General features: G+C 58.1%; 23 protein-coding genes. 10 read left to right on the top strand and 13 right to left on the bottom strand.

Going from position 1 to position 20,756, the window contains the following annotated elements:
• Positions 1-365 precede the first annotated feature (365 nt).
• Entirely contained in the window at positions 366-1,691 is a 1,326-nt protein-coding gene (locus QWI75_RS06060) for an IS256 family transposase (RefSeq protein ID WP_289267800.1), read from the bottom strand.
• A gap of 325 nt (positions 1,692-2,016) precedes the next feature.
• Between QWI75_RS06060 and QWI75_RS06055 the strand changes: the two genes are divergently transcribed.
• From QWI75_RS06055 to chrA, 8 genes are all read left to right on the top strand, one after another.
• Complete coding sequence (locus tag QWI75_RS06055; protein WP_289267799.1) at positions 2,017-2,688, top strand: hypothetical protein; 672 nt, start codon at positions 2,017-2,019, stop codon at positions 2,686-2,688.
• Between the two features lie 201 nt (positions 2,689-2,889).
• A complete protein-coding gene (locus tag QWI75_RS06050) occupies positions 2,890-3,321 on the top strand; it encodes a DUF5678 domain-containing protein (protein WP_289267798.1) in 432 nt (143 codons plus the stop codon).
• A gap of 921 nt (positions 3,322-4,242) precedes the next feature.
• Positions 4,243-4,488, top strand: coding sequence for a DUF2188 domain-containing protein (locus tag QWI75_RS22685; RefSeq protein ID WP_370693551.1), 246 nt, complete (start codon positions 4,243-4,245; stop codon positions 4,486-4,488).
• 313 nt (positions 4,489-4,801) lie between these two features.
• The gene (locus tag QWI75_RS06045) at positions 4,802-5,431 is read left to right on the top strand and encodes a hypothetical protein (RefSeq protein WP_289267797.1); all 630 of its coding nucleotides are present in this window, start codon (positions 4,802-4,804) and stop codon (positions 5,429-5,431) included.
• A 10-nt stretch (positions 5,432-5,441) separates the two neighbouring features.
• Positions 5,442-6,530 (top strand): ComEC/Rec2 family competence protein, encoded by a 1,089-nt coding sequence (locus QWI75_RS06040; RefSeq protein ID WP_289267796.1) that lies wholly within the window; start codon positions 5,442-5,444, stop codon positions 6,528-6,530.
• 78 nt (positions 6,531-6,608) lie between these two features.
• Positions 6,609-7,550, top strand: coding sequence for a hypothetical protein (locus tag QWI75_RS06035; protein WP_289267795.1), 942 nt, complete (start codon positions 6,609-6,611; stop codon positions 7,548-7,550).
• Between the two features lie 137 nt (positions 7,551-7,687).
• Complete coding sequence (locus QWI75_RS06030) at positions 7,688-8,323, top strand: hypothetical protein (protein WP_289267794.1); 636 nt, start codon at positions 7,688-7,690, stop codon at positions 8,321-8,323.
• Between the two features lie 494 nt (positions 8,324-8,817).
• Positions 8,818-10,041 (top strand): chromate efflux transporter, encoded by a 1,224-nt coding sequence (gene chrA / locus QWI75_RS06025; RefSeq protein ID WP_289267793.1) that lies wholly within the window; start codon positions 8,818-8,820, stop codon positions 10,039-10,041.
• Between the two features lie 295 nt (positions 10,042-10,336).
• On the opposite strand, the gene QWI75_RS06020 is transcribed toward chrA, so the two are convergent.
• The 9 genes from QWI75_RS06020 to QWI75_RS05980 form a co-directional block, all read right to left on the bottom strand.
• Complete coding sequence (locus QWI75_RS06020) at positions 10,337-10,573, bottom strand: response regulator transcription factor (protein ID WP_289267792.1); 237 nt, start codon at positions 10,571-10,573, stop codon at positions 10,337-10,339.
• A gap of 10 nt (positions 10,574-10,583) precedes the next feature.
• On the bottom strand, positions 10,584-11,759 hold the full coding sequence (locus tag QWI75_RS06015) for a S1C family serine protease (protein WP_289267791.1): 1,176 nt from the start codon (positions 11,757-11,759) through the stop codon (positions 10,584-10,586).
• Positions 11,760-11,839: 80 nt separating this feature from the next.
• Entirely contained in the window at positions 11,840-12,244 is a 405-nt protein-coding gene (locus QWI75_RS06010) for a response regulator (protein WP_289267790.1), read from the bottom strand.
• A 132-nt stretch (positions 12,245-12,376) separates the two neighbouring features.
• Entirely contained in the window at positions 12,377-13,273 is an 897-nt protein-coding gene (locus tag QWI75_RS06005; RefSeq protein ID WP_289267789.1) for a prohibitin family protein, read from the bottom strand.
• The gene (locus QWI75_RS06000; RefSeq protein ID WP_289267788.1) at positions 13,270-13,620 is read right to left on the bottom strand and encodes a hypothetical protein; all 351 of its coding nucleotides are present in this window, start codon (positions 13,618-13,620) and stop codon (positions 13,270-13,272) included. Before QWI75_RS06000 ends, QWI75_RS06005 begins: the two co-directional genes overlap by 4 nt.
• Before the next feature lie 18 nt (positions 13,621-13,638).
• Positions 13,639-13,932 (bottom strand): L-asparaginase family protein, encoded by a 294-nt coding sequence (locus QWI75_RS05995; protein WP_289267787.1) that lies wholly within the window; start codon positions 13,930-13,932, stop codon positions 13,639-13,641.
• Between the two features lie 492 nt (positions 13,933-14,424).
• Positions 14,425-14,628, bottom strand: coding sequence for an SPW repeat domain-containing protein (locus QWI75_RS05990; protein ID WP_289267786.1), 204 nt, complete (start codon positions 14,626-14,628; stop codon positions 14,425-14,427).
• A gap of 93 nt (positions 14,629-14,721) precedes the next feature.
• Positions 14,722-15,414 (bottom strand): hypothetical protein, encoded by a 693-nt coding sequence (locus QWI75_RS05985; protein WP_289267785.1) that lies wholly within the window; start codon positions 15,412-15,414, stop codon positions 14,722-14,724.
• A 313-nt stretch (positions 15,415-15,727) separates the two neighbouring features.
• Complete coding sequence (locus tag QWI75_RS05980; protein ID WP_289267784.1) at positions 15,728-16,174, bottom strand: Hsp20/alpha crystallin family protein; 447 nt, start codon at positions 16,172-16,174, stop codon at positions 15,728-15,730.
• A gap of 314 nt (positions 16,175-16,488) precedes the next feature.
• Between QWI75_RS05980 and QWI75_RS05975 the strand changes: the two genes are divergently transcribed.
• Together QWI75_RS05975 and QWI75_RS05970 are read left to right on the top strand one after the other, a co-directional pair.
• A complete protein-coding gene (locus tag QWI75_RS05975; RefSeq protein WP_289267783.1) occupies positions 16,489-16,878 on the top strand; it encodes a hypothetical protein in 390 nt (129 codons plus the stop codon).
• A gap of 198 nt (positions 16,879-17,076) precedes the next feature.
• Complete coding sequence (locus QWI75_RS05970; protein ID WP_289267782.1) at positions 17,077-18,597, top strand: DegQ family serine endoprotease; 1,521 nt, start codon at positions 17,077-17,079, stop codon at positions 18,595-18,597.
• A gap of 143 nt (positions 18,598-18,740) precedes the next feature.
• Here the strand turns inward: QWI75_RS05970 and QWI75_RS05965 are convergent, their stop codons facing one another.
• The 3 genes from QWI75_RS05965 to QWI75_RS05955 form a co-directional block, all read right to left on the bottom strand.
• Positions 18,741-18,887, bottom strand: coding sequence for a hypothetical protein (locus tag QWI75_RS05965; RefSeq protein WP_289267781.1), 147 nt, complete (start codon positions 18,885-18,887; stop codon positions 18,741-18,743).
• A 168-nt stretch (positions 18,888-19,055) separates the two neighbouring features.
• The gene (locus tag QWI75_RS05960) at positions 19,056-19,430 is read right to left on the bottom strand and encodes a hypothetical protein (protein ID WP_289267780.1); all 375 of its coding nucleotides are present in this window, start codon (positions 19,428-19,430) and stop codon (positions 19,056-19,058) included.
• A 25-nt stretch (positions 19,431-19,455) separates the two neighbouring features.
• Entirely contained in the window at positions 19,456-20,745 is a 1,290-nt protein-coding gene (locus tag QWI75_RS05955; RefSeq protein WP_289267779.1) for an HlyD family secretion protein, read from the bottom strand.
• Positions 20,746-20,756 lie beyond the last annotated feature (11 nt).

Below are 20,756 nucleotides of genomic sequence, written 5' to 3'. Positions count from 1 at the left end.
GATCGAAATGGGGATCGTCGCCGGTGTCTCACGTTTGGCCGCTGCTCCCTCTGAAGCTCGACCGGAGTCGAATGCCGGTCGCAGCGGCACCCTCGCGGCCGGCGGCATTATACAACCGCGATGGCTCCACCCTCTGTGCTCATCCCTGCCATCCGAGGCCAATGAAATGACACACCGCCGACGGACGTCCGGGCTGGCTCTCCAAGGAATGTGGTGACGGTTGAGTTGTCTGATCGTTGCGGGAGGCCGGACCAACCGGAGGTCAAGTCCGGCGATTGCTGGAAATTAGATCTAGGATGCCCGACCTTTCTGTTGCGTTTTGATTCGGTCCGACCTCTCTGACCTGCCGAACGCCTCCGATGATTTCATCGCGCCGCCCGCCGATCGCGTGTTGTAGGGCCAATGCGGCGGTCAAGTTTCTCGCTGCTTGGTGCGGAGGCCTTCGTGATCGGCGCGTGACGCTTCGCGTGCGCCTCTTGGAGTTGGGCCCGCCACTGCGCCAACTGGCGGTGTTCAAACTCGGTGATCCGGAGGCCGCGCCAGTGCTCGGTGCCCCGAATCAGCGCAGCGTACATGAGCTTGAGGACGGCCCGCTCGCCGAACAGCGTGCCTGCCGCGTCGAGGCGCCGCCGTTCCTCCAGAAACAGACGTTCCAGTAAATTCGTCGTCCGACAGATGCGGCGATGGCGTGGCGGGCAGTGCAGCTGCGCGATGCATGCCTCAAAATCCTCCTCGAAACACGCCACCGCGGTCGGGTACTCGGAACCAAAGCGCTCGACGACCTCTTCGCGCGCGACTCGCGCCAGGGCCAGCGACGGCGCGTGATAGGCCGCGCGGGCGGCCGCCGCAAACTCCGCCCGGATCTCTTCGGGGAGCTTCGCCATCAGATTGCGCATCCGATGGGCCAGACACCGCTGGCGCAGCGACGCCGGGAAGCACTCCTCGACCGCCCGGATCAGCCCCGGCGCCCCATCGGTGATCACGAGCACGGGATCGCCCAGGCCCCGGCGCTTGAGATCTTCGAGAAACTCGCGACAGCAGTCGGTGGACTCTTTTGTGCCGGGCGCCACATGTAGCAGCAGCTTCTGGCCTTCCTCGGTGATGACCCACGCAACCAAGACCGCCTCGCGCGCCGCACCGGGCCGCAGGCGTTCGGCGAGTCCATCCAGAAACAGATAGAGCGGGACGATGTCACTGAGATCCCGCGTGGCAAATGCTTCATATTCGGCCCAGAGCGCTTCGGTGATCTCCGACACGGCCGTCCGCGACAGGAGCGAGCGGCCGTCGGCGTCGGTGAACAGCGCTTCGATATCGCGGGTCGAGCAGCCGCGGGCGAAGAGTTCCAAGCCTAAGCGCTCCAATTCCGGAGTGCGCCCTTTGAGCCGCCGGCGCAGGGCCCGCACGAGGTCGGGCGGGACATCGCGCACTTGGGGGACTGCATAGCGGACTTCCCCTTCGCTCGTGGCCAGTCGGCCGGGGCGGATCCCATTGCGGTAGCCCTGAGCTCCCACGGGGCGGCGCTCATAGTAGTCCCGGCCGACGGTGTCTCGCACGGCCGCTTCCAGCGCTTCTTCGATCACCCGCTGAATCCCCAGTTTGACGAGGGCCGCCTTGGGATCCTGCTCGGTGCCTTCCTCGGTCACCTTGCGAATCGCTTCCGTTGTTCGTGCCGACGGTGGTACTCTCTGCATGGGGTGTCCTCCTTTCCTTATGGCAGCCCGAGTGTATCACTCGGGCGAGGGCACCCCTTCTTTTTTCCAGCAATCTTAGGACGTCACCCAACCGGAGCGACCTTGCGCTCGGGGGCACGCTACTCGTTGCATACAAAAGAAAGGGGGGAGTCTGACGACACCCCCCTGGCCCCCCAGGATGCGTCCGCGTGTCCGCCGGCGAACGGGAATCCTATCAATCAATGTCCACTTTCCCTAACCAGTTCCGTGTTCAGACGGGAGGAGTTAAGTATTGACCGATTACCACAAAGACGATAACGTACGTTGAGCCAAAGTGGAGTTAACTATGACCTCACTCAAGGTACAAGAAGGGGAGATCCTCGTACAGGGACATTTCGCAAGGCCTATTTTTGGCATTCTCGATCCCCCAGCGTCTCGCGTGCATTCTGCGTTTTTTACGAGTCTTGCCCCATTTGGGATCAATATCAACGACGTCAAGCTTGCTCATGGAGTTCCTAATCTCTCGGAGGCGAGTGTTACTTACCCTCTCCTCAACTTCAGTTCGATGGTTAAGCTTTCGTTAGATAAAATGGAAGTCGCGTGTTTTAATACTTCACGCCTACAACGAGATGAGATGTCAGCCATTTTCACTAAATCTTTCCACTCTCTAATAGAGATAGTACCAGAAACTGAAATAAGAGAGTTCGCCGTTAACATTTCATTACACACACTCTTGGATGACAAACAGCCTGATGAATTCTGGCGAAGCTTTTTGCCAACAGTTCCGAGAGGCATTGGTCCTTCTTCTGGCCAGGGAGTCGTTTTTTACTATGGGGGCCACGACAAGACTACTGCATCCTCTCTCGTTTTCGACATGTCCGCGCGGGTATCTGGCGGGATCTTCTTTCGAACGTCCATAAACTTCGATGGTGCCAAGGTTTCCATAGAAGAACTCCCCAGTGCTGCAGAACAAGCATTCAATACGCTTTCTAGCAACCTAGATTTAACCCTGACCTAGGAAATCATGTTAGAATCACTCATCGAATCTAGAAATAGTCAGACTACTTCTCAGCCTCCTTTCCGGTCGGAAATCCTCAGCCGACAACGGTACGCTATTGGCAGTAAAGAGCTTCAGGCCCGGGCTAGTACTCTGCTCCAACCTCACCGCCCTTCCTCCCTTCTAGGAATAACCTCCTTGCTCGATGAGCAGAACTCTCCCATGTCATCTCTCTTTATTGCCTGCAAGGGAGAACCTAAGTTAAAGCCATCCGGAACTCTCAACTTCTCACTATCGGACCTCAAGAATGAGCTTCTTCTCAGAGACGTGAAGGATCTCTTATCAAAAGGAGAATTGGCACGAGCACGTCAATCGATGGTAGGAGCGATGAGTGCAGGACTAAGACTGACTGAACCTCTTCTCAAACTCTACGATGCTCTCTCATCAGAGAGAGTAGTCACTCAATCTCGACAATCACCCCGACGAAACAATGAAGCAACGTGGATCAAGGGGAATAGGTCATCATACAGGGGGAAATGGGTTGCAGTTCTCGGTGAAAATGTCGTTGCATCAGGCGATACTTTTAAGGAGGTCTTGGCTATTGTGAGGCAACAAAGGCTGACAACAACTCCCATCCTCCACCATGTGGAGTGAAACACTTTACTTATGTTGATGTTTAATGGAGAGCCTTTCACAACTGGCAGTTGCCTATATCATGACGACCTGGTTGGTTATGATGCCACTGATTCCAAACTCTTCATTGAAGTCCGAGTTGGCACGCTAGAAATACCGGTGTTTGCTATGGTTGACACTGGAGCACCATATTGCATCTTCGAACCTGAACTTTTGGCTGAGTCAGGCTATTCGTTTGACCGTGACACTGCGATTCCACTTTCTACAAGATTCGGCCCGATCAGGGGATCGATCCATAGAGTCCCGCTCACTCTAGTTGCTAATGAAGGAGAGACCTTAGAGCTGGACTCTACTGTTTTCCTTCCGCAATCATGGAAGGGCAATTTTATTGGATTTATGGGGTGTCTACAAAGAATACGTTTCGCAGTAGATCCCAATAGCAATACTTTTCATTTCGGTAAGTATGCTTCATAGGGACTCGTTTCATACTCTCGATAATTACGACACCTCACTTCGGTAGACATTTCGTTCCTGTATCAATCCCACGTATCCATAGCCCCCCGTGTTACTGAGCCGGGGGTGGTTCCCGCCCGTCCGGCTGTCGCCGGATCGGGCGGCACATCCTGAGAAACATTGCCCTGGCTGGCAAGTTGGAAAGCGCGGCACATGTTTTCTTGGATGCGGAAACTGACAGAAACTACTTTGAAACCATAGACTTATCTAGGCCTAAAGATTTTTTATGTAGGCCTATTGACCTACCAGAATATGGGCTTACCTATACAGTTAATCTCAAGGAAGGAGGGCCAAGTGTCCAGGAACTTCATAGGACTATTGGCATGATCGCCACGCATTGAAAACGGGACGCCACCATACCGAGTGTAGGTGGTATCCGAGATCCACAATGGGCCTCTTCAGGATAGGTATGCCTGAAGGGGCCTTCTTATGAGGAAAGGACGCGACAGAACGGTTTTCCAGCGGGACGGTGAATGGTTCAACAAGCGGAACGATGCGGACAAGGCATCAAGCAGGCACGCGACCCAGAGAGAAGCAGAGGCTGCGGCGAAAGAGATGTTGAAAAATCAAGGTGGTAGTGAACTAACCATACAAGGTCAGAATGGCCGATTTAGGAGCAAGGACACCATTGAGCCAGGCAACGATCCCTACCCACCTCGAGATAGAGAGCACTAGCAGGAAATGCGATGATTGAATTAACTGGGACATTCGAGGCGGTCGGAAGCGATGGCCAAATATATGCCATCTGCCCATATACAGAATATATTCCGGCTGGAGCGTTTGGAGATCCTGAGCGATGGTCGAGGGTCTAAAGGAGCTCCGCACGCCCGATGGACTTCACGTTAATCGATTGGGAAGGGGCGAGTATCAGATTGTCCAGACAGGCGTTTCTCTTCGCTCAAATTCGCCTGATGCACCATAGGGTGCGCTGGACTAGTGAGGGTTGTCCACCGAGTGCTCTTTACCCTATACAACAGTGGTTTGCAAAATGACAGATTTGCTTAAAGGGAAAATCAACGTCGGCCTGTATGGCGTAATGGCAATGAACCTCGTAGTGTTCTACGTGCTGCTACAGAATGAGCCGCTTTTCAACGCAAATTGGATGATACTTGTTCGAGACTTGGGCACCGCGGTACCAGCTGGTGTTGGCCTTGCCCTAACTGGAATCCTAAATGCCCAACTAACATCGGATGCAAAAGCACGACTTGTGTTCATGCGTTGGAATAATCCACTCCCAGGCAGTGAAGCCTTCACAAAATACATCAAATGTGATTCACGCATTGATGTCGCCGTCCTCAAGAAGTCTTACGGGCCGTTTCCAAGCGATCCCCGCGCGCAAAACGCACTGTGGTATAGGCTATACAAGTCTGTAGAAGCAGAACCGGCAGTCGTACAGGTTCATCGTGCTTTCCTATTTGCCCGTGACTACACCGCCCTTGTATTCATAGTCGGCATCGTACTTGGACTAGTCGCGCTTTTCCAATTCCATTCCACTAGGGTGGCAATCGGCTACCTGTTGCTTCTCACCCTTCACTTTGAAATGGCACGTCGAGCAGCAAGCAATCACGGCAGGCGCTTTGTTACAACGGTACTTTCACTGAAGTCTGCTGGCAGATAGGGAGGCGCCAATGAATGACTTTTTCGAGATCGATTTTCTAGATGTCGAAACAGACAAGAGTGGAGATGCCATATCCTTGCGTTACCAAGTGAACGGCATTACTTCCATCCATGTGGTTGACGGCGGGTTTCAAGATACGGGGAAAAAGGTTGTAGAACATATCCGACAGTATTACGACAATCCCAACCATATCGATCGAGTTATAGTTACCCACCCCGATGGTGATCACGCCGGGGGACTGCGAACCGTCCTAGAAGAATTCCGCGTCGGAGAACTTTGGATGCTCCGTCCATGGATCTATGCGCATGAAATCATATCGCGGTTTTCCAATTTCTCATCGGTTGACAACCTAAGACGAAGGTTAAAACAAATTTATCCCAACCTTTCCGCTCTTGAGGCAATCGCTCTGGAACGTGGTATCCCGATACGCGAGCCTTTTCAAGGTGCGGTCCTTGGTGCCTTTACCATTCTTGCACCCACGAAAAAGCGTTATCTGGATCTGATTGTTTCTTCTGAACGAACCCCGGAATCTCCAGAAGAAGTTAGGCAGACGGGTACGACTATCCTGACATCCTTTCTTCATAAAGCGGCAACTGAGGCAGTCCGTTTGTTGAAGGCAGCGTGGGGAGTGGAAGCATTCTCTCCTGAAGAGACAAGCGCTGAGAACGAAATGAGTGCAGTGCAGTATGCAAACATCGCCGGGCAGCGCATTGTGTTAACGGGTGACGCTGGTCGTGCCGCATTAACGGAAGCCGCCGACTACGCTCCCTACGTCGGCTTACAATTGCCTGGCATTCATCGCTTTCAGGTTCCCCACCACGGCTCTAGACGCAATGTATCGACAGAACTCCTTAATCGTTGGCTCGGGTCCCGTTTGCCTAATAAACCACAACCAGGGCAAGAAACATTCACGGCAGTCATAAGCTCTGCAAAGAAGGACGAAGATCACCCTAGGAAGGCGGTCATTAGAGCATTAATCCATCGTGGCGCTAAAGTACTAACGACAGAAGGCAAGTGTATCTGCATAAGCCGGAATAAACCTCGCGCAGGCTGGGTTCCAGCAACGCCAGAGGATTACCCCGAAGAGCAGGAGAACTAAGTATACCTAGGTCCTCTTTACTGTCAGACGAGAGATACGTATCACTAGAAGGTAGGAGAGACCAATAGAAGGGCATTTATGGCCATACAAAGACTAGTTTTCGCAAGCAAGTCTGAACGTGATAACTATTACAAATTGCGGAGGCAATGGGGGGATGGATACAACATTTACCCTAACCTTCCATTTCTAATGGTTTTCAATACGAATGATTTGTTCGATCTCAGCACGTCGGAATTAAAGAGAAGTGAACTTTCTAAGCTCGAATGGAGTCGACTAAAAAAAACGAGCATTGATTACACCCTTTGCGATGGTAAGGATATGCCACTGCTGTGCATTGAATTCGACGGATTCCAAGATGGCTTTAACGTTGGAACGAAGTATTATACCGATTTTCCATCCGATCCTTGGCGCCTAGAAATAACCGAGTTGAAATTGAAGGTGGCTCACAATTCGATGTTTCCATACTTTGTCGTTGGCTCTCACCACTTTAAAGACTTCTCAGATGGAATTCGGCTCACCATCGTTGATGGCATTATCGGAGAAGTCTTGACGAAACGAGCTTCGCAAGGACGGTTTAATAATGGCTTTTCACCGGAAGAGGTTGGTTACACACAAGAGCAATTTAATCAGCTTCACGAATTGGAACAACGAGACATTATTCAAGATTGGGTCTTGTCGGTGGAAGTAGAGATGGAATTTGCTCATAATCCAGTAACCCTTAAATGTGGACAGCTTCAGCAAGAAGTGGGTCTATATGGTCACTCCACCAGGTACCTCGAGTACCCAAAGGCACCAGGCATCGAGAATATGAAGGAGCGTATCAAAGCGTTAGAAAATGCAACCTTTTATGGAGTTGAGTGCGTAATTGAAACGTCAGACTTAGGAGATGTAAAGAGGACGTGTTGGCTTCCCAACTTCAAAACGCCTTACTTCACTGGATTGGGTCTAATAGAAGAAGTGGCGCAACTATTAGCATTGGATTGGATCAAGAGACAACGGGAACGAAAATCGTTATCATAAGTTAAACTACCTAGTGTCATGCAGATCGTGACCGTACACAATAGCCCAATTTCGTATTGCAAGATGTAGGAGCAAACAATTTCGTGTGAGCAACGTCGCTTCGATACAGCTCGACTGATTGTTAAGAACATGCGTCTATGAAGTACACCCAGCAGAGGGCATCAATGACCTCTGGGCGCCAGATTCTTCAGATCGGAAACGACACGGTTGTTTCGAGTTCACCTCACACCCATGGATTTCTCCCTTGGCAACCTAGCACATGGCCGGATCCTCCCGCCATGATAGATGCCAACTTTATTTGTGTCCTGGAGAGAATACTTAAAGAATCTATTCTTGATGAGATTGGTAACGTTATCGAAGACGCCAAGAAAAGCAATAATGGCCTCCAGCATAGAGGTCATGTGGTCGGCCTCGCTTTAATGTGCTCGCTCGATGCAATCTCAGCATATGGCTATCGAGCCCAATCAAAAACCTATATGGCGGACTTTATTAGTAAGCACTTTCCGCCAGAATATAAACAATATGCGGGTCGTTTTTATCACATCTACCGGGCGAGTCTTGTACACAGTTGGAATTTGTTCGAAGCGACATTGTTCCCGGGCAACGAATCGATATGCAACACGCAAGGCGTCCTTTCGTTCGGCCTGCTGCATTTCTTCGGAGCACTGAACGAAGCCGTAGAAGACTTTCTTGGTCAACTAAAGTCTGACGCTAAGCTTCAGGCGAACGTCTTGACGCGGTATACTTCGCTGAAGAAAACTGCAAGGTCTTAGTAACCTTCATGCTGTATTGAGCATATTGTGGTTTTGGTTCGAGCTTTGGACTTCATTGCCCAGGTGTCCCTTCAACAGCGATCGCATAGCCAGATAGCCAAATTGATCAGCTATCTATCACGGTCGTGGATTCGAACAGACAACTTCCAGTTCTCAGATCTGCCATCGCCGGGGAGCCATTCTAATCCGGAAGTGTGTACTCCTGTCACTCTAGGGTTCACTAAGGCCCCACTTGATCGCAGCATTACCGCCTCATCGCTCGCCATTGAAGTGTCGGGGCTCACCAGTCCTGACCTAGTCTGTGCCCGCTTGACCGACGAAGCGGGATTTCAGCTCTGCCAAGCCCTATGGCACAATGCCGCCGGTATTCCGCTGGGATTCCATCCCATAGGCGCGACCGCAGGCCGGTGAGAGCCTGAGATATTCTTCAACTGCTATTCGGTTGTTCCGGCGCGGACTATCTGCCGACATCCTCATTGGTTGCCGGACTTGATATGGACCCTCGGCCGGATGCACTCCCGATAGAGAGAGCCCGGACCAGGCTTCTACCGGAAGTCTTCACCACCTTTCTCATGCTCGGGTTGACTTCGTTCGGCGGGCCGATCGCGCACCTCGGCTACTTCCGACGGGAATTCGTCGAGCGGCGCAAATGGCTCGGCGAGGGCCAGTATGCGCAACTGTTGGCCCTCTGCCAGTTTCTCCCGGGCCCCGCCAGCAGCCAATTGGGATTCTCTCTCGGCCTCTTGCGGGCCGGCTGGGCCGGCGCCATTGCCGCGTTTCTCGCATTCACGCTGCCCTCAGCCCTGTTGCTGTTTGTGTTTGCCTTGTTGATGCCGCAGTTCTCGGGCGCCACAGGCAACGCTGCGATCCACGGTCTCAAGCTCGTCGCTCTGGCCGTTGTCGCGCAGGCGGTGCTCGGAATGGCCTGGCAGCTTTGCCCGGATGTCGTCCGTGCGACGATCGCGACGTTCACCGCCCTTGCCATCCTGGCATCCGGCCAGGCCTGGACTCAGCTCCTGGTCGTCGCGCTCGGCGCGGTTGCCGGCCTGGCCTTCTGCCGCAGCGCGGCACCGATCACGGCCGGCGGCTTACAGCCGCCCTATGGTCCGACGCTCGGTTGGGCTCTGCTTATGGCCTTTGCGCTGCTGCTCATTGGATTGCCGGTCGCTTCCCATGGACCTGACGGCTTGCTTGCCGTCGCAGAGGCCTTCTATCGGGCTGGCGCCTTGGTGTTCGGCGGCGGCCACGTGGTCTTGCCTCTGCTCGAAGAGTCGGTCGTCAAACCAGGTTGGATATCTGCCGACGAGTTTCTCGCCGGATATGGAGCCGCACAGGCGGTCCCTGGCCCGATGTTCTCACTGGCCGCGTACCTGGGCGCGCGGCTGCCGGGAGACGAAGGCGGCTTCGTCGGAGCCTTTCTCGCGCTGATCTCGATTTTTTTGCCAGGTTTCCTGCTGGTGGCCGGCGTGCTTCCTCTCTGGCAGACCATTCTCAACCGGCCGGCTGCAGCGAGGGCCATTGCCGGCATCAACGCCGCCGTCGTCGGGATCTTGGGGGCAGCGCTGTACGACCCGATCTGGAGGAGTGCCGTGAACGGACCGGTCGATGTGGCCATTGCCGCAGTCGGGTTTGCTCTGCTCGCAGCCTGGCAGGCCAACGCCTTGGTCGTCGTGGCCTTGTGCGTCGTCGCGAGCATTGCGGTGGTGACACTGCTTTAACAAGATCTGGCAAAACCATCGGGAGCAAGAGTTGTTCTTCTTAAAGACACGGAACCGCACCGGATCGCAGATGGAATCGGAACAGCCTGCTGCCTGCTCAAAGAATCCGTCCGGCGCGGCCACAGCCGGTAAAGACATGAAGCAGGTGCCTACCGCGCGTGTGAATCGTTCGCCAATCTGATGATAAATCTTGGCCAACGGGGAAGGCTGCATGCCGGCGTCTCATCCCAAGGAGCCGCCTCACCACTGGAAGGATGTTGTCCTCGAAGGACATCCGACAGGGTGCAGGTTCCGCTCACTCGGCCAGGCGATGCAGGATCGTATACCGCGTGAGGTCGGCGGTGGTCTTGAGCTTCAATTTCTCCAGAATACGAGACCGGTAGGTGCTGATGGTCTTCACGCTCAAAGCAAGCTCGTCGGCAATAGCGCTGACGGTCTTGCCTTGGGCAATCAGGCTCAGCACTTGGAACTCGCGATCGGAGAGTTTATGGTGAGGAGGCCGATCCACCGCCTGGAAGTGACCAGCCTGCAAGACCGTCCCCCTAGTATCTAGACCCGGTTTCCCATCCCCATCGCGGTCCGACCGGCGTGGCGGTGTCCGCGAGCGGAAAGCTTGTCTGGACTTGCGGCGTCACGGCGGGAATGGGACGCTCCCGTAACGTGATCACCGTCCGATGGAGATCTCCCGCCCGCAGGAATTCGACGTCGACCTTGTCTCCGATGTGCAAGGTTTTGATTACCTGCAAAAATTCATCCGGCGACCGCACCGGTTGGTCCTGGATGGAGAGGATGATATCCCCGCCCAACGTCCACGGAGTGCCTTCCACCACGATGTGCAGCGCGCCGCCCAGCAGCCCCGCTTCCGCCGCAGGACTGCCTTCCTCCACCTGTTCGACCAGCCACCCCTTGGTCAAGGGGAGCGAGAACAGCGTCAGCATCTGGTCGGTTGGGAAGCTGCCGGTCACGCCCAACCAGGGCCGCGCGACATGTCCGTTCGTCTTCAGCTCGTCGAGGACGGCCTTGGCGCGGTTGATCGGGATCGCAAAACCGATGTTCTGGGCGCCGGGAATGATGGCGGTGGTAATGCCGATGACATCGCCGTTCGAATTCATGACCGGCCCGCCGCTGTTGCCGGGATTGATCGGCGCCGTGGTCTGAATCATGCCGTCGTCCATTCCCGTCCCCTGTCCCCGCATGTGGCCCCATCCGCTGACAATGCCGCTGGTCAGCGTGAAGCCCAGGCCGAAGGGGCTGCCTACGACGAGCACCTTCTGGCCCACCTTGATGCGATTCGAATCTCCGAGCCGAACGGTGGCGAGCTGGCCTTTGACCGGCGCCAATTTCACCACGGCGACGTCGGTTTGCGGATCGATACCGAGCAGCTCCGCGGTGACCCGCTGCCCATCGTAGAGGGTGGCGGTGATGGTCGAGGCGCCGGCGACCACATGGGCATTGGTCAACACCGTCCCCTCCCGGTCGAGGATGAAGCCGGCCCCGAACCCAACAGCCGAGGAGCCGGGGACGCCGTTGTGGCGCACGGATGAGGTGGACAGAAACACGGTCGCGGGCGCGACGCGCTCATATAGCCGGACGGTTTGATCCTCTTCGAATGCGGCCGCCAGGGAGGAGTGGGTTTGGCCGGACGCGATGAGCACCGTCCATAGGAAGAGACAGTGCGCCACCCGGCGCCGGCAGTCCGCATGCATGCGTCGTGTCATGTCGTTCTCTCCTTACGCAACCGCTCGGCTCCGGCCCCGCCGATGAACGGTCGCCGAGAGGCCCATATAGAGTGAAGGGCTCAGGCCGTGCCGCCGACCGGCGAAGCCTCCCGTTGTCCTGCGGTCGCGGCGGAATCCACGATACCCAGAAACAGGGGACCACTCAGCGGTTTGGTCAGCCAGGCATAGGCGCCCAACTCGACGGCGAGCCGGGACAGATCCGTATCGAGCCCTGAGACGATAATGACCGGCCTCCGGTCGTCCTGCTCGCGCGCATGCGCCATCACCTCGAGGCCGTTCAGGCCCGGCATCTGAAAGTCGGTGACCACCACGTCGAACGGCTCGGCCTGGATCCGCCTCAACGCCTCCTCCCCGTCGCAGGCCTCGCTCACCACATATCCCTCGCCGGCGAGGAGCCAGGCCATCAGCGATCTGATCTCTTCGCTGTCATCCACCACCAAGATGCGCTTCCGTCTGGTTTCCATGGTCCCTCCCTTGAGGATCGATCGGTTTCGCGCTGTCCGTGCGGTCTCCGCACCATTGCCGGGCTTCCTGCCCACGTCGCATTCGTGGTTCGTCGATCCCTGACCCAGTCGGCGCGCCGTTGTCCCCGGCGGCTACGGCCCTGCGGCGGACCCCGCATGCGGCGGCATCTCCTGGGAGAACCGCTGGGTATCGGACGGGCCGGGATTGATCAGCACCGGCACCTTGAGATCATCAGGCAGCAGCACAAATTTGGCATTGGTGCTGTCGTACAACTTGAAGCGCAGATAGTCCGGCGTCAGTGTCTTCGCGATCGTCTCCTGGGCCTTGGCCTGTCCGTTCGCTCGAATCTTCAGCCCCTCCGCCTCCCCTTCCGATCGGATCCGGATGGCGTCGCCCTCTCCCCTCGCTCGCCGACGGGCGATCTCGGCATCCTTCTCGGCGATCACCAGCTCGAAATCCTTTTGTTCCTTCTCCTGCTCCTTCGCCTGTTTCCGCTCCACCGCTTCCAGCACCAGCTTGGCCAGTTCCACTTCGGCCAATGCGACGCTCGCCACCTCCAGGTGCCGGCCCTTGAGTTTTTCCACCACCACCGCCTGCACCTTGCTCGCGATCTCCGCGCTTTGTTCTGGCACGTTGACCATGGGATAGTTGGACACCACGCTGCGCACCGCCGCCAGCAGTTCGGGCCGCACCACGCGCGGATAGAAATCCGGACCGATTTCCTGGGCAAGGAAATAGACCTCCTCCGCGATGGGCCGAATGATGATGGCGGCCCGCAGCTTGACGAGAAGATCGTCGGAGCTCAGCGCATCGACGGTCTCGACAAAGCTCTGCCACCGGACGTCATAGACGAACACGTCGTTCCACGGCGCCCGCCAATAGAGTCCGCTCTTCAAGGTCTCGGTCGTCAGGCCTTCGGTGAGCGGGTACCAGCGCAGGCCCCGCTGCCCGGGATGCACCGTCGTCGCACAGCTGCACAGGATCAGGAGGAGACCACACAGCCACAGCGCCGTCCAATGCCGGTTCATGGTTCCTCCACGGCCCGCCCCTCGGCCAAGTCCTGGTGTCGACCGGCCAGACGTTCGTGTTCCATGGCCGCGGCACGATAGGACTCGGCCAGCAACTTCGTTCCCTGGACCCAGTCTGACGAAGGACCGAAGAGGTGTTCGTACTGAATAGCCCGCACCGTCATGTCCTCCGACTGCTTCCAGAGCCGGGCGGCCTCTTGGTGGTAGTACCGCGCAATTTTCCGGTGATCGAGGGACGGATCTCGCGACCCGAGTTCCAGTTCTGTTGCGGGAACGGCGCATCCGCCCATCAGGCAGACCTCCCAGACCAGCAGGCTTCCCACGAGCATCGCGGTACATCGGCTCATTGGCCGGCACCCAAGCCGTCAGCCCTCACGCTCCTGCGCGTCGGCGGGGCGGGAGCCGACACCGTACTCTTGAAGATCCGGGTCCACCCGTACGAGATCAAAATCCCGTCTGCTTGGCGCCACCACGATCTGTCCCCGCTCACGCAAACGGCGCAACGCGGCGAACAGATCGCCCGTGGGACGACCGGGCAATAACCCGACCAGCACCCTGAACGGCAACCGAGGGCGGATGGCGAGCAGAGCGAGCACCTGCCGCTCCAGGGACCGGGAGAACGAGACAGGACCCCCTGTGTAATCCCTTCCGCCACTCATCCATCGTCTCTCCCTGGTACGCATATCAGATGTCAATCGACGGCGACGACGGCACGTGGTGCGGTCGGCCTGCGCGCCGCCGGTTTTGAGCGGTGCAATTGTTGATCCGTGGCGCTGTCGAGCGGATGGTGAAGGGATTGTGGGATCTAAGCCGTGGCGGGCGCAGCAAAAGTCGCTTCGAGGTTCAACACAATCGGTCGCGAGCGGATCGCCCGCTCTCATCCGTCAAGACGCCCCGCACGGTGCGCATGGTGCGGATCCGATCGAAATCCAGGTCACAGACTGAAGCACCCAGCAGAAATCCGCGGATGGAGACCGGTGGACGGATGGCGCCGACTTGTTGCGATAGAGTCCCGTCACCCTCCGGCGGGCTGTTCCATGAACGAGTCCGATCTATCCGGCTCGGGATGGTCTTATCCTGTCGCCGCACTGTCTTGCGTCGAGGGGGCTCGGCCTCCGATTCATGAAGCCGAGCCCTCCTCTCTCACGAGCCTATCGGCGTTGGGTCTGCATGTCGGCGCTCACACCGTGACCGCGCCATTCGCCATACCCCCAGATCAACGCCCCCAGCAACATCACCACGCCCACCGCGATATCATTCTGCATCGCAGGCCCTGTTTCCGCGTACCCGAGCAGGAAGGGCGCGGCAATCAGCCAGACGGCGACGACAGCCAAAATCCATGGCAGGTATTTCATAGTTTTCTCACCTCCTTCTCATGAGTGACTCTTGTCACTTCTACGGACGAGTTCCCAAGGGAGCGGCATCCTTCTCCGCAACGTCCGATCGCCTTATCCGGCCGCGTGGGATCGAGGACTATCCGCACCGGGCCCAACCCGGTACTCCTGCGGTCCTTCCTCGCCGGACAACGGAATGGGAATCTCCCGCAGTTGGCGCCGGCGCCGTTGCTCCTGCTCCCGCTCATACGCCTGCTGCAGCGCGCGATCGGTCATGGTCAAGACAAGGTCGTATGATTCCGTTCCTTCCCGCACCTTCCGGACTTCGGCGAGCGCGATCAGCGTCCGCTCATCCTTCCACACGGTCTTCTTGACTGAAAACACATCCGGTCTCGGATCGAATTCCTCGACCTGCTCGGCCACCGGCTCCCCGTAGGACTCTTTCAATCTGGCAAGAAGCCCCTCATGGCCCAGAGGAATGCGCTCAAGGTTGTAATGGATCGCCATCTCCTGCAAGGCATTCCGATAGAACCGATATTCGATTCGCCGGAGGTGACGATCGTTCGGGAGCACGGCAAAAGACCGTTGTCCTCGCTCATCCCCCGCCACGGCCGTTCGCCCTCTGTCGGAGGCGGCCGCCACCAGCTCGTGCCGGGGCATGCCGAGTCGGACTCCCTGGAACGAACGAGGGAGCGCGCGCTTGACCTCGGTTACTGTCTCCCCGGCGTAGCCCGCCGTAGGCCAGCATCCTCCGAACAGCAGGATGGCCCCGACAACCAGCGACCCCATCATGGCTCGACGAGTCATGGCGACGCGCTCAACCTCCTTTCAGCTCTTCTATTGACACCCTCCTTACCGGGTTGACCAACGTGATGCGTGAATTCGGCTGGATAGAGAGGACTCTGTGAAGGGCCGGGAGGTGTTCGGTGGATGACCGCCGCGCCAGACAGTGGGCCCTTCACCAAGTCCATCCGGTCCAGCAGGTCATGTGACGCCATCCTGAATAACGCAGGATCGGCCGGGGTCAAGAGGCGGGGGAAAGGGGCCAAATGGGCCAACGGCCCGTCTTTCCAAGGAAAGACGGGCCGTTGCGGTTGGCCTCGCAGGGGTCACCACCGGGTCAGGCCACTTTCACTTCAATGGCTTTTGGTTTGGCCTTCTCCGATTTGGGCAGGCGGAGGTTGAGCACGCCATCTTTGTATTCCGCCTTCACTTTGGCGTCATCGACCAGGTCAGGAAGCGTAAAGCTCCGGACGAACTGCCCGTAGGACCGTTCGATTCGGTGGAACTTGAGGTCCTTGTCCTCTCGCTCCTGTTTCCGCTCACCCTGCAACGTGAGGATGCCGTTCTCCAAGGTGACCTTCACATCCTCCTTCTTCACACCGGGCAATTCCGCCTTGATCTGGAACTCCTCATCGGTTTCGCTGATGTCCACGGACGGCGTCCAATCCGCCCGCACCATCATCTCGTTGCCGTCCGCCGTGGCGGTGGCACGGCCGAATAGACGGTTGAGCCGATTGGTCATCTCCTCCAACTCACGATAGGGATCCCAACGTACCAGGTTCATCGCTGCTCCTCCTTTCTCGATAGTGGGTTCCATTCAACGTCGTGGCATTGACGCCTCAGCTCGCCGCGTCTCTGTGATCACCCGCATGGAACCAGAGGCGTCACTCGGTCTTGCGGATAACAAATAATTTTCGGCGGCGTCCGATCAAGGGGGAGGCCACAGGCTTGCCCCCATGGCTTGGCCGGGGCCTTGACTTCATGTCACAGGCAATTATTCTGCTAATCGAAGCGCTGGAGAGCCGATCACCGCCGTCTCGGCGGAACTTCACGGCGATCCTCCAGAAACAACCCAACCCAACAGCAAAGGAGGGACATATGCGAATTACTGCTGTGCTCTGCACGCTGTCCCTGCTGGTCGGCGGGGCGGCGCTGATGATGGCGAAGCCGGCGGAAGCGGCCGGGTGGCTTTCCGGATCCGAGTCGTATGCAGCGCCTTGGGTGAAAGACATCGAAGACGAGCTCCTCAAGAAAGATTATCGGTACGTGTTCGTCAACGATCCTCGCACGCCTCAAGCATCCGTGCTGCGGCTGCTGAATCAAGCCGCCAAGGCCCTGGAGGCTAAAGACTCCGCGCTTGCGGAAAAATTTGTTCAGGAGTCGCTCGGGGTTCTGGAAGAGGGAGTGCGCAAACACTACTTCTCCGCATCCGATATCGAACCGATTACCAAGTTCATTCGCGAGCACACTCCCATCAAGACCAGTTAAGCGGCCTTCAGGCCTGGCTGCGGGCCCGGACCTGGCCCGCAGCCAGGCGCCCAGCGATCACCCCACACCAACGGGCACCAGCCTGTTGTCCATTGAGCGGCCGTTCGGCTACTGCCGCGTGGGGGAGAAGGCCTGAGAAGAAAAGAAAGGAGACGTGCCGGTACAACGCAGCCGAGAGAACTGCGGAGGTCACACCCCATGAATCACGATCGAGTGTCCGCTCGACGATTGCCAGCGATGTTGGCCGTTTGGCTGTGGATCATGTGGTGCCTCACCCTCGCTGGGCCGACCTGGGCTCAGGCCCCGGCTGACGGCCGGAGCCTCTCCCGGACCGTCCCCCTCCGCACGGCGACCGTCCCTCCTGCCGCCACAGCCGCCCCGAGCCAGCCGTTCATTGCGGTGGCCAATCAGGCCAAGGCCTCGGTTGTGAATATTTCCTCGGTCCGCAAACGCGAGCGCGGGGGCGAGCGCCTCCCGGCCCCGTTCTTCGATGATCCCTTCTTCAGGCGATTCTTCGGCGACGAGTTCGAGCATCGGATGCCGGGCCCCCGCGATCGGCGTGAGCAGGGGCTGGGCTCAGGGGTCATCGTCAGCGTGGACGGCTATATCATCACCAACCACCACGTGGTGGAGGAGGCCGACGACGTGACCGTCTCCCTGCCGGACAAACGCACCTTCAAGGCCAAGATCATCGGGACCGACCCGAAGACGGATTTGGCGGTCATTAAGATCGACGCCGCGAATCTGCCCGTCCTGCCCTGGGGCGACGCCGGGCAGTTGCAGGTCGGCGAGATGGTACTGGCCGTGGGAAACCCCTTCGGCTTGAGCCAGACCGTCACCATGGGCATCATCAGCGCGGTCGGGCGCGCGAACATGGGGATCGTGGACTATGAAGACTTCATCCAGACTGACGCGGCGATCAACCCCGGCAACTCCGGGGGCGCTCTGGTGAACCTGAAGGGCGAGTTGATCGGCATCAACACCGCCATTTTCACGAGAAGCGGCGGCTACATGGGCATCGGGTTCGCCATCCCGAGCAACATGGCCAAGAGCGTGATGGAGAGCCTGATCGCCCACGGGAAGGTCGTCCGCGGCTGGATCGGCGTATCGATCCAAGAGGTGACTCGGGAGCTGGCGAAGGAGTTCGGCACGGCGGAAACCACCGGAGCCCTGATCTCGGATGTCATGGACGAGAGCCCGGCCACCAAAGCCAAGCTTCAACGGGGCGACATTATCACGGCCTATAACGAGACCACGATCCGCGACCCGAACCACCTGCGATCGCTGGTGGCGGAAACCAAGCCGGGCACGACGGTGAAGCTGTCGATTCTCCGCGACAAACAACCGCAGGAGGTCAGTCTCACCATCGGCGAACTACCCAAAGAGCTCGCCAAGGCCGGCGGGCGAAGCTCGGAAACCGGGAAGGGCGAGCATGCGTTGGCCGGCATCACCGTGGAAAATGCGGCGGATGGCCCGGAGCGGTTCGGCCGATCGAAGAGACGGGCGGGAGTGACCGTCGTCGATATCGAACCCGATAGCCCGGCGGAACGAGCCGGCGTGCGGATCGGGGATATCATTCATGAAATCAACCGCAAGCCGGTCAGGAACGTGCAGGATTTCGAACGCCTGACCAACCAGCTACGGCCGGATGCTTCGGTGCTCGTCTTGCTGAGCCGAGGTCGGGCGACGATCTTTCTCACGATTCATCCTGATCGGTAAACCCGTGGGTCGCGGTCTGGGACGAAGTGCCGTCACGGCGGTTGGTTGCGCCGGCGATTCCTGTGGTCGATGACCGGGAGATGGCAGGAAAAGAGATGAAAGGCAAGGGGTGGTGGAACGAGCCTCGCTGGATCCAGCCCTGGTTACGAGCCCGGCGGAACCGTGCCGGTCACCGTCATTAAGGGGCTGGGGTCCGACATCCAGGCATTGGTGACCCAGACGGCCATGGCAATGAGCGCCACCAGCAACCACAGGAACTCCTGATCTCCGCATTGTTTCCAGAATTTCACGGTACGATCCCTTTCCCCTGTCAGTCCGCCAGGATTCTTGTTCGTCGAACCGAAACGGAGCAACAGCCGTGCCTTGTTCCAAGTAGCCGGAAAGACTTGGCCTGGCCGATTTGAACCATCCATAATCGAGCGATTTCGCACGAACCGCACCGTGCGATTTCTCCGCCATCAGTGAGGCTTCCGCTTCTTGGCTGGGACATTGCCGCGACCGGGGCCCTTATCAGGTTGGAGGGCGCCTCGCCCCGCCTCCGGTCCGAGTTTTCCCGAACCGGGTCCGATGGAAGGGCTCAACGGATTGAAGGCGGCACCGAGATCCGGACTGCGCGGCGGGACGCGCGACTCACCCACCTCGTCATCGAAGGGTTCGACCCGCAGCTCGGGCGCCGGGCGCGGGTCGCAGCGGCTGTCCATTGGTTGGTTGGCCTTCCCTCCCTCTCTGTCGCATTGCATCGGCTCGGCCAAAGCTTGCTGCACAAGGAGCAGGGTCACAGCCGCAGCCAGGATTCCGCCCGTGAGGCCCGCCGTACTTCTGTCGCGATCCACCACTTCCTCACATCCACCGCGGAAGTCACGACGCGTTGGCGTCCGTCTTCACCTTCGATATCGGCGGATTGTTGTCTCGGGCCTTGATAGGTTTCGCCTGACGCCCCTGCTCCGCCGGCGTATGTTCGCTGTCCCACACCAGATTCTTTAGAATGATCTCTTCGGCCATGACCTGCGCGGTCGAAAATTCATCCTCGAACACGTCTGTCTCGTAATCTTGTCCCGACGCGGTTGCTAGAGAGGTCCAGGTCGACTTGCCCGGCTCCTTGATGTTGATGCTGGTCACGGTCGACAGGCCGGGCCGAATCGGTTGCCGGCGGAGTTCATCCATGGGCAATCCGATCCGGACCGGCACCCGTTCGACGATGTGAATGAAATTGCCGGTTGAATTGTCGGGCGGGAGCAGCGCGAACGCGCTGCCGGTGCCCGGGACCAACCCTTCAACGACCCCGTGAAAGGTGTAACTCTTGCCGTAGAGATCGACCGACACGAGCGCGGACTGTCCCGGCTGCACGTGGCGCACCTCGGTCTCCCGCAAGTTGGCTTCGACCCAGAGGTGATCCAGCGGCACGATCGTCATGAGCTGCGAGCCGGGCGTGACCCGGTCCCCCACCTGTGCCTTGCGTTTGGCGACATAGCCGGACACCGGCGCCCGGATCTGCTGCCGGTTATATTCAAGATAGGCGTCGATGAACTGGCTCGCGGCCAGTTCGACGGCGGGATGCTCCATCACGCTGGTCCCGCCGACCTGAGCCGTCAGCGCATCATATTCCGCCTGCGTCTCGCGGACCTCCGACTCCAGCGCATGCATCTGATCCATGGCATTCTGCATGATCTGCTGCGAGACAGCCCCGCTGGGCGTCGCCTGGCGATACCGCACGAGATCATGGCGGACCAAATCGAGCCGGGCGGTTCGGGCCGCCAATTTCTCCCCAGACTGCCGCCGCGTGGCGAAGAGGGCGGCGATCCGGCGGACGGTTTGGCCCAGCTCGCCCTTGGCCTTGCCCAGCGCCGCCCTGGCCAGGTGTTCCTGGAGACGAAGCACCACGTCGCCTTTGTTCACGTACTGGGTTTCCTCCACAAGCACGTGAGTAATGATGCCGGTTGCTTGGGCCTTGACGGGCACGAGGTTGCCGGTCACATAGGCGTTGTCGGTCCGCACCCAGAAACGATCGTAGGACCACCAGTAGGCGGTGTAGGCCAAGCCCGCGACCAAAAACAGCACCGCCATCAACAGGAGCCGACGGTTGCGCCTGGCGCGGATGACTTGCCGGCGAAGTTTGGGGGATTCCGGCTGATTCTGCACGTCCGTCATGTCCAACGTTC

Source organism: Nitrospira tepida, assembly GCF_947241125.1.
Taxonomy (GTDB): domain Bacteria; phylum Nitrospirota; class Nitrospiria; order Nitrospirales; family Nitrospiraceae; genus Nitrospira_G; species Nitrospira_G tepida.
Note: the sequence above shows the minus strand (reverse complement) of the source record. Positions and strands in the feature narration are given on the sequence as shown.

Excerpts from the sequence above, each read along its gene's own strand:
- QWI75_RS05990 (WP_289267786.1), bottom strand. The coding sequence starts at position 14,628 with ATGAAATACCTGCCATGGATTTTGGCTGTCGTCGCCGTCTGGCTGATT.
- QWI75_RS06010 (WP_289267790.1), bottom strand. The coding sequence starts at position 12,244 with ATGGAAACCAGACGGAAGCGCATCTTGGTGGTGGATGACAGCGAAGAG.
- QWI75_RS05995 (WP_289267787.1), bottom strand. The coding sequence starts at position 13,932 with ATGAGTGGCGGAAGGGATTACACAGGGGGTCCTGTCTCGTTCTCCCGG.
- QWI75_RS05970 (WP_289267782.1), top strand. The coding sequence starts at position 17,077 with ATGAATCACGATCGAGTGTCCGCTCGACGATTGCCAGCGATGTTGGCC.
- QWI75_RS06045 (WP_289267797.1), top strand. The coding sequence starts at position 4,802 with ATGACAGATTTGCTTAAAGGGAAAATCAACGTCGGCCTGTATGGCGTA.
- QWI75_RS05955 (WP_289267779.1), bottom strand. The coding sequence starts at position 20,745 with ATGACGGACGTGCAGAATCAGCCGGAATCCCCCAAACTTCGCCGGCAA.
- QWI75_RS05985 (WP_289267785.1), bottom strand. The coding sequence starts at position 15,414 with ATGACTCGTCGAGCCATGATGGGGTCGCTGGTTGTCGGGGCCATCCTG.
- QWI75_RS06000 (WP_289267788.1), bottom strand. The coding sequence starts at position 13,620 with ATGAGCCGATGTACCGCGATGCTCGTGGGAAGCCTGCTGGTCTGGGAG.
- QWI75_RS05980 (WP_289267784.1), bottom strand. The coding sequence starts at position 16,174 with ATGAACCTGGTACGTTGGGATCCCTATCGTGAGTTGGAGGAGATGACC.
- QWI75_RS06005 (WP_289267789.1), bottom strand. The coding sequence starts at position 13,273 with ATGAACCGGCATTGGACGGCGCTGTGGCTGTGTGGTCTCCTCCTGATC.
- QWI75_RS05975 (WP_289267783.1), top strand. The coding sequence starts at position 16,489 with ATGCGAATTACTGCTGTGCTCTGCACGCTGTCCCTGCTGGTCGGCGGG.
- QWI75_RS06040 (WP_289267796.1), top strand. The coding sequence starts at position 5,442 with ATGAATGACTTTTTCGAGATCGATTTTCTAGATGTCGAAACAGACAAG.
- QWI75_RS22685 (WP_370693551.1), top strand. The coding sequence starts at position 4,243 with ATGAGGAAAGGACGCGACAGAACGGTTTTCCAGCGGGACGGTGAATGG.
- QWI75_RS06030 (WP_289267794.1), top strand. The coding sequence starts at position 7,688 with ATGAAGTACACCCAGCAGAGGGCATCAATGACCTCTGGGCGCCAGATT.
- QWI75_RS06015 (WP_289267791.1), bottom strand. The coding sequence starts at position 11,759 with ATGACACGACGCATGCATGCGGACTGCCGGCGCCGGGTGGCGCACTGT.
- chrA (WP_289267793.1), top strand. The coding sequence starts at position 8,818 with ATGGACCCTCGGCCGGATGCACTCCCGATAGAGAGAGCCCGGACCAGG.
- QWI75_RS06035 (WP_289267795.1), top strand. The coding sequence starts at position 6,609 with ATGGCCATACAAAGACTAGTTTTCGCAAGCAAGTCTGAACGTGATAAC.
- QWI75_RS06050 (WP_289267798.1), top strand. The coding sequence starts at position 2,890 with ATGTCATCTCTCTTTATTGCCTGCAAGGGAGAACCTAAGTTAAAGCCA.
- QWI75_RS06060 (WP_289267800.1), bottom strand. The coding sequence starts at position 1,691 with ATGCAGAGAGTACCACCGTCGGCACGAACAACGGAAGCGATTCGCAAG.
- QWI75_RS06055 (WP_289267799.1), top strand. The coding sequence starts at position 2,017 with ATGACCTCACTCAAGGTACAAGAAGGGGAGATCCTCGTACAGGGACAT.